The 7459-nt window shown below is 49.4% G+C and carries 7 protein-coding genes; 4 read left to right on the top strand and 3 right to left on the bottom strand.

Translation table 11 applies throughout. The annotated features are described in order from the left end of the window. Positions 1 to 341 precede the first annotated feature (341 nt). Both K5677_RS04315 and K5677_RS04310 read left to right on the top strand, forming a co-directional pair. Positions 342 to 1784, top strand: coding sequence for a spore germination protein (locus K5677_RS04315; protein WP_296725086.1), 1443 nt, complete (start codon positions 342 to 344; stop codon positions 1782 to 1784). Further along, the gene (locus K5677_RS04310) at positions 1777 to 2760 is read left to right on the top strand and encodes a hypothetical protein (RefSeq protein ID WP_296725085.1); all 984 of its coding nucleotides are present in this window, start codon (positions 1777 to 1779) and stop codon (positions 2758 to 2760) included. The genes K5677_RS04315 and K5677_RS04310 overlap by 8 nt, the downstream gene beginning before the upstream one ends. A gap of 9 nt (positions 2761 to 2769) precedes the next feature. On the opposite strand, the gene tadA is transcribed toward K5677_RS04310, so the two are convergent. Next, positions 2770 to 3231, bottom strand: a complete 462-nt coding sequence (gene tadA, locus K5677_RS04305; RefSeq protein WP_296725084.1) for a tRNA adenosine(34) deaminase TadA — start codon at positions 3229 to 3231, stop codon at positions 2770 to 2772. Between the two features lie 16 nt (positions 3232 to 3247). Continuing rightward, positions 3248 to 4411 (bottom strand): CPBP family intramembrane metalloprotease, encoded by a 1164-nt coding sequence (locus K5677_RS04300; RefSeq protein ID WP_296725082.1) that lies wholly within the window; start codon positions 4409 to 4411, stop codon positions 3248 to 3250. Between the two features lie 122 nt (positions 4412 to 4533). Between K5677_RS04300 and K5677_RS04295 the strand changes: the two genes are divergently transcribed. Continuing rightward, positions 4534 to 5061 (top strand): hypothetical protein, encoded by a 528-nt coding sequence (locus tag K5677_RS04295; RefSeq protein WP_296725081.1) that lies wholly within the window; start codon positions 4534 to 4536, stop codon positions 5059 to 5061. On the opposite strand, the gene K5677_RS04290 is transcribed toward K5677_RS04295, so the two are convergent. Further along, positions 5058 to 5246: a DUF6472 family protein gene (locus tag K5677_RS04290; RefSeq protein ID WP_173459856.1), complete on the bottom strand. Its 189-nt coding sequence runs from the start codon at positions 5244 to 5246 to the stop codon at positions 5058 to 5060. The two genes, K5677_RS04295 and K5677_RS04290, sit on opposite strands and share 4 nt — an antisense overlap. A gap of 402 nt (positions 5247 to 5648) precedes the next feature. On the opposite strand from K5677_RS04290, the gene K5677_RS04285 reads away from it, so the two are divergent. Further along, positions 5649 to 7459: phosphoenolpyruvate carboxykinase (GTP) (locus tag K5677_RS04285; protein WP_296725075.1), on the top strand; the 1811-nt coding region annotated here is incomplete at its 3' end.

Below are 7459 nucleotides of genomic sequence, written 5' to 3'. Positions count from 1 at the left end.
CTGTATTCTGGGCAGGCGCGGTTCTTGGGCTGTTTCAGCTTGATATTGCAGGAATAGTTGTCGCTGTGGGAACTATCGTCGGGATACCTGTACTGTTTCTTACTTATAAAAGGATATATTCAAAATATAAGCGCTGAATATCGCAGCCGTCCGTATTGATATACGGGCGGCTTTTTATTATTAGGGACGCCTTCTCTTGCAAGGCGGCTCAAATGGGCTGTCGAGGACGCCATCCCCTACAGATGATACCGTATATGTACGGTTTTACACGGGCGGATAATATCCGCCACTACAGGTATAATAATGCAAAATCGGCGCATAATACCGCTGAGGTGAGATGTATGGAAAAAGGAGAACTGCTGCCCGTTCTCGACAGCAGCATACAGGAGATACGCCGCATTTCGGGAGGCTCGTCGGACGTGCTAATAAACCGCTTTGTGACCGGAGGTATACACTGCGCACTGCTTTGCTGCGAGGGCATGGTGTCTGCGTCGGTCATTACGGAGCTCATATTCGAGCCAATAACCGATATACCGCAGCAAAAGGACGCTCACGGGCTGTTCCACTATATAAATGAGGAGCTTCTGTTGTCCACTGACCGTCCCGAGGTGGGGGATTACGACGAGCTTTTTCGTCTGATGAACTCGGGCTTTGCGGTGCTTCTTGCGGAGGGCATGACCACGGGGCTTGCTTTCGGGGTTCAGGGATACAATACAAGGGGAGTTCAGGAGCCCCTCGGCGAGGGCAATATAATGGGAGCTCACGAGGGCTTCACGGAGACTGTCCGAACCAATATGTCACAGATACGCAGGCGGATAAAGTCCCCTGAGCTGGTCATGGAGCTGTCGAAAAAAGGAGACAAGAGTGAAACGGATATTTGCCTGTGCTACATGAAGGATCGTGTGCCGAAGGTACTTATGGAGAAGATACGCCGCTCCCTTGATGATGTAGAGCTTGAAGCCATACTGACTACGGGGTATCTGCGTCCCTTTGTGGAGAACGGCAGCTTTGAGCTGTTTGACGCTACAGGAACTACGGAGCGCCCCGATGTGCTGTGCTCAAAGCTTATTGAGGGGCGTGTGGCTCTGCTGGTGGACGGAGTGCCCTATGCCATAGTGATACCTCACCTGTTCTGCGAGAGCTTTCAGACTCTTGATGATTATGCTTATAAGCCGTATTACGCCACGTTCATACGCTGGCTGAAATACGGTGCATTCCTCATAGCGGTGCTGCTGCCGTCCTTTTATGTGGCGATAGTCATGTATCACCCCGAGCTGCTGAACAGCACATTGTTCATGCTTCTTGTGGAAGCGGAGAAAAAAGCGCCCCTGTCCATAGTAACAGAGGCGGTGTTTGTACTGCTGATGTATGAGATAATACGTGAGGCAGGAGTAAGACTGCCAAAGCCTGTTGGCGGAGCTGTAAGCATAATCAGCGGACTTATAATCGGTGATGCGGCAGTAAATTCGGGACTGGTCAGCACTCCGCTGCTGACTATGACGGCGCTTTCAGTGCTGGGAGGTCTTGTAGTCCCCGAGCTGAATCCGCAGGTGACGGTGCTGAGGTTCGCATTTCTCATTGCAGGGGGAGCGCTGGGGCTTTTCGGCATAAGCCTCCTTGCCTGTGCGGTGCTGGTGAATATCTGCGCTACAGAGGACTACGGCTTCCCGTATATGGCACCCTTGTCGCCTTTCAGAAAAAGCGGTATGGGAGATACGGCTGTCCGCAGCGGCATAAAGAAGCTTCAGAGCCGCGGCTTTACTGTTGAGGAATACCATGAATAGAATATCGAAATTTCAGTTTACAGCTCTGCTGCTCATAACAGACCTGTTCAGCCTGTGCTGCTGCTTCGGAGGTGTTTCTCTCAGGACTTTGTGGGGGATACTGGCAGGTACGGCAATGCAGTATCTTGGAGCGATGTGCTTTGCCGTGCAGGGCGGCTCTCTGAAAAAATGGGCGCAGGTGTTTTTCCTTGCATATGCTGTTTTCAGCGGCGGAGCTCTTTTCGTTTCGCTGTGGCAGACAAGGGGAGCGGTCTATATCCCATATGAGGAAAGTCACGGCGTATGGGGAAGCCTTATGACCGCAGGGCTTATTGCGGCGGTGTGCCTGTACGCTTCATCAACGGGGATAAAATCCGTGGCACGGGCGGCTGTCATAGCAGCGGCAATAGCACTGCTGAGCCTTTCTGTCGACTTTATAAGCGCAGTATTCAATGCAGAGTGGAGCAATGCTCTGCTGCCTGAGAAGCGCGGCTTTCTCAGCGAGCTGCTGAGAGGTTTCGGGCTCAGCGGCAGTCTTGGCAGCATGATCGTTTGGCTTGACAGAGTAAATGACGATAAGAGCAAGGCTCTTACGGCATACTTCGGGACAAAGGTTATGGCAGCTTCTGCGGTAATGCTCACGGTGCTGCCTGTTGCAGGCGGCATTATGGGACTGACCGACTTTCCCGTTATTACAGCGGCGCAGCTCTCACAGCCCTTTGAGGCTCAGCGCATAGATTCACTGTTTCTTGTGGTGTTCTCGGTACTGGCTGTTTTTTCAGTGACCTTGCAGGTCATGACGGGAGCTTATCTTTTAGGGGAGCTGATACCGCCCTTTCAGCGCTGGCGAAGTCTCACGGTAACAGCTCTGGTCATAGGGGCTGCTCTTATTATAAACGGCAGGGATATGCTCGCGGTACGCGCCTGCGCGGCAGCTGCCGCGCTTATTATTGCGCCTTTGGGCGCAAAAAGATCCGCTGCCGATGGCAGCGGATAGGCGCGTTAATCAGTTTCGGTTTTTCTTCTCGCGGAGCTGTCGGAAAAAGTCCGACAGTATAGCCGAGCATTCCTCCTCCATGACGCCTCCTGTGACCTCAGGACGGTAGTTGTAGGGAAGCTCGAACATTTTCTGCACGGAAACAGCAGAGCCGCTTTTGGCGTCATATGCTCCGAAGATGACATTGTCTATTCGGGAATTGATGATTGCTCCGCAGCACATTGGACATGGTTCAAGAGTAACGTATATGGCACATTCGGGGAGCCGCCAGCCTCCAAGAGTACGGCAGGCTTCGTCTATAGCCATTATCTCTGCATGAGCAAGAGCATTTTTAGCTCCCTCACGCATATTCCGTCCCTCGCCGACAATTTCGCCTGTAGTCTTTTTTACCACTACTGCGCCAACGGGAACCTCACCCTCGTCAAAGGCTTCTCTTGCCAGCTCCAGCGCACGGGACATATATTTATCCATTGAAATGCTCCTTGTTTTATAATATGAGCTTTATCAGTGCTGCCATTATGCATATGCCCATGACAGCAGGTACAGGGTAGCTTCTGAATGCGATAACTATCCTTTGCCATATCGTTATCTCAGACTTATAGATGGCTATCCTGTGGCGGTTCTTTTTCTTGCCGATCAGGTAGAAGAATCCGACGCCTGCAACACCGATTATGAATACTGCAAGGATAAAGAAGTTCCGCTTCACGAAGACGGTGTCATCAGACGTTGATTCCAGCAGTATCAGCGCCATACGGTACAGCTTGAATATTATCTGTGCGTATATAGCAGTGATTATCGAGCCGCTTCTCAGCATTCCTGCGGCTGCGATGGCTGACATGAGCAGTGCGGCAGGAAACTCGCGGACGTCCTGTACAAGAAGTGCCGACATCATGGATGTTATTACAATTGCGAACATATCGCCGAACTGACGGAGAGCTCCGAAAATAGCTCCGCGGAAAAACAGCTCTGACATGACGGATACTATGACTATGTCAAATATAGCATAGATGATGAACTGCTTCTGATCCCATGCAGAAGCGTCAGTGTCTATCTCACGGAAATAATTGAATACCTGACGTGTTCTGTTTGTGTATATATTGGGCAGGCTGGTCACTGCGCTTGCTGCCATTGCCATACAAAGTGAGGCTATCATATCCGAGGGGTGCCGCAGCTTTGACATATACTCTGCCTTCAAAGGCATTTTGAGCTTAGAGTGTATATACCATGCAGGCAGTATGATCTTTATAAGACCGATGAGTATAAGAGCGGTTACGATCTCGACATCGCCGCCGAAAAGTCCTGTGCTGAAAAACGAAGTATGTATGTCAAATCCGAGAAAGCTGAAGAGTGATATTATTGCCTTGCCTATGATATTGTCGATAACTATCCACATGAGCATGGCTATGCCTGCAACGTTCATGATCTTTATGACACAGTTGCGCTCGGCAGTGGGGAGAGACTTGCTTTCAAAGCCCTTTCCGTCTACAAAAACGCTTTCTCTGCGATCCATTTTGAAATTGAAAGCGTACGGATTGTCCCTGGTCTTGCGCCATTTGATAAAGCTTTGATTATAGCCCTCGTCCTGTGTTGAATAGTCGAATTGTCCTACCACGTTTATAATGTTTTTTTCTGAGGTGTCAGTAAGCCGCATTGACTCACCTCCTACAATTTCTCATACTAATAGTATCATATTTTAAGGGGAACAGTGTTGATATTTTAAAGTATTTTTATGAATAATCAGTTAATTCGATAAAAAATAAAAGGAGATATCTCTTGAACAGAATGATCTTTGCCTCAGCTGCCGCAATGGCGCTGATGTTATCCGCCGGCTGCGCCTCGGGACGTATCCATGAGCGGAGCTATCTTCGCGCTGCCGCAATATCTCGCAGCGGACAGCTGACCTTTTCTTTCTTTAACGATGACGACACCATAATCGGTGTCGGTGACGATATTGACTCAGCAAAGAGCTCAGCAGAGCTCATTGGCGGAAAGCCTGTATTCACAGGCTATACCGAGCTTGTCATCGTTGACGGCGAGGACTCCCTTGAGCTTCTTGACCATATGCTGGAAAGCTGGAGACTTTCGCCCTCATGTACTGTTGTGTACAGCGGCAGCGGAGAGGAGCTTCTCCGTGATTATGATGCCGAGCAGCTTATAGGCATCACCGAGCAGGCTGTGAAGCAGGGGATAGCTCCCGAATGTGACATCATAACCGTGCTTGGCGGACTCTGCCGCAGCGGACAGGCAGAGGTGACGGAGATCCGCGCCGACGGCTCGGCAGGCAGCCGCATTATATTCTAATTCTGGTGGCGGACAACGCCGTATTCGTCGTCAAGCCGATAATATGGACATGAGTAGTTTGTGCCCTGCAAAAAGCGGTACATCTCGTCCTCGTCGAGGTTTATCATACAGACATAACAGTCATAGTCCTCGTCGTAGACGTAGTTGGTACAGGTCTCGCAGTTGGTGGCTTTTTTCTTTTCCATGAGCACTCCTTTCGGGGATCCTTTAGCCTGATGCAGGCATAAGCCCCCACACATAAAACCAATACATTATAACACGAATATAGAGAAAAAGCAATAAAAAGCGCAGATTTCAGGGAATAATTTTTGTTTTGGGGTTTGATAAAAATATAACAACGTTCCTTTTTTTATATATCATGAATACGGTTTACCGCTTTTTCTGCTTGTAAGCCTTTGTTTACCGCAATTTTTGCATTGCCTGCGGGTAATATTGCTATTCCTAAAAAATACCCTCTGCCGCTATTGACACATTGACATAAAACAGATATAATAGTATTAGAGGAACGTTTGACTTTTGTCGGACGCTCCGTGCTGCGGTGCTTAATTCCGCACATTACATGATAATTTTTTAGGAGGTATAATACAATGTCACTGACAAAAAACCCTAACGTATTAAAGTGGGTAGACGAAATGGTAGCTCTCTGCCAGCCTGATAAGGTAGTTTGGATTGACGGCTCTCAGGAGCAGATCGACGCTCTTATCGAAGAGGTAACTTCACTTCCAGATGACAGCTGGGACAAAATGTACAAGCTCAACCCTGAGAAGTACCCGAATTGTCTCTACCACAGAACACGTGCTAACGACGTTGCCCGTGTTGAGGACAGAACTTTCATCTGCTCTAAGGAAAAGAAGGGTGCAGGTCCTACAAACAACTGGATGGCTCCCGATGAGATGAAGGCGCTCCTTACTCCTATGTACAACGGCGTTATGAAGGGCAGAACAATGTACGTTATCCCTTATTCAATGGGACCTATCGGTTCTCCTCTTGCTAAGGTAGGTGTTGAGGTTACTGACTCTATCTATGTTGTTCTCAACATGAACATCATGACACGTATGGGCAAGCAGGCTTTCGAGAATCTCGGTGACACTTCCGACGATTTCGTAAGAGGTCTCCACTCAAAGGCTGACGTTGATCCTGAGAAGAGATACATCGTTCAGTTCCCAGAGGAAAATACAATCTGGTCTATCAACTCTGCTTACGGCGGAAACGTTCTCCTCGGCAAGAAGTGCTTCGCACTCCGTATCGCTTCCTTCCAGGGAAAGAACGAGGCTTGGATGGCTGAGCATATGCTTATCCTCGGCGTTAAGAAGCCTGACGGCGAAGTTAAGTACATCACAGCTGCATTCCCATCTGCCTGCGGTAAGACCAATCTGGCTATGCTTATCCCACCTGAGGGATACAAGAAGGACGGCTATGAGATATTCACAGTCGGCGACGATATTGCTTGGATGAAGCCCGGCAAGGATGGCAGACTCTATGCTATCAACCCTGAGAACGGTTTCTTCGGCGTTGCTCCCGGAACAAACGCTAAGTCAAACTACAACGCTCTCGCTTGCACAAAGAACGGCGCTATCTTCACAAACGTTGCTCTCGACAACAGCGACAACACTGTTTGGTGGGAGAAGCTCAACGATAATCCGCCTAAGGATGCTACAGAGTGGACCGGTATCAAGTGCGACGGTGAGGCTTGGGTAGCTGAGGGCAAGAAGCTTGCTCATCCAAACTCAAGATTCACAGCTCCTGCTAAGAACTGCCCATGCATCTCTCCTGAGTTCAACAACCCAGAGGGTGTACCTGTATCCGCTATCATCTTCGGCGGCAGAAGAGCTACAACAGCTCCTCTCGTATATCAGTCATTCGACTGGACACACGGTACATACATCGGATCTGCTGTATCTTCTGAGACAACTGCTGCTGCTACAGGCGCAGTAGGCGTACTCCGTCACGATCCAATGGCTATGAAGCCATTCATCGGCTACAACGTTGGTGACTACTGGGCACACTGGCTCGAAATGGGCGCAAGACTCGGCAGCAAGGCTCCAAAGATCTTCAACGTAAACTGGTTCAGAACTGACGACGAGGGTAACTTCCTCTGGCCAGGTTACGGCGAGAATATGCGTGTTCTCGACTGGATCATCAAGAGAGTTGAAGGCGAAGTTGACGCTGTTGAGACTCCTATCGGATTCCTTCCAAAGGCTGAGGACATCAACCTCACAGGTATCGAGGACGAAGTAACTCCTTCAGCTCTCGAAGCTCTCCTCACAGTAAATAAGGACGAGTGGAAGAAGGAGATCGCTGAGATGAGAAGATACTATGACGAGGACATCAAGGCTAAGGGCGGTAACATCCCACAGGCTCTCTATGACGAACTCGACATGATCGAAGCTAACCTCAA

The sequence above is a fragment of the Ruminococcus sp. genome, from assembly GCF_024684275.1.
Note: the sequence above shows the minus strand (reverse complement) of the source record. Positions and strands in the feature narration are given on the sequence as shown.

Coding starts and splice junctions, on each gene's coding strand:
- K5677_RS04315 (WP_296725086.1), top strand. CDS start 342: ATGGAAAAAGGAGAACTGCTGCCCGTTCTCGACAGCAGCATACAGGAG.
- K5677_RS04300 (WP_296725082.1), bottom strand. CDS start 4,411: ATGCGGCTTACTGACACCTCAGAAAAAAACATTATAAACGTGGTAGGA.
- tadA (WP_296725084.1), bottom strand. CDS start 3,231: ATGGATAAATATATGTCCCGTGCGCTGGAGCTGGCAAGAGAAGCCTTT.
- K5677_RS04310 (WP_296725085.1), top strand. CDS start 1,777: ATGAATAGAATATCGAAATTTCAGTTTACAGCTCTGCTGCTCATAACA.
- K5677_RS04290 (WP_173459856.1), bottom strand. CDS start 5,246: ATGGAAAAGAAAAAAGCCACCAACTGCGAGACCTGTACCAACTACGTC.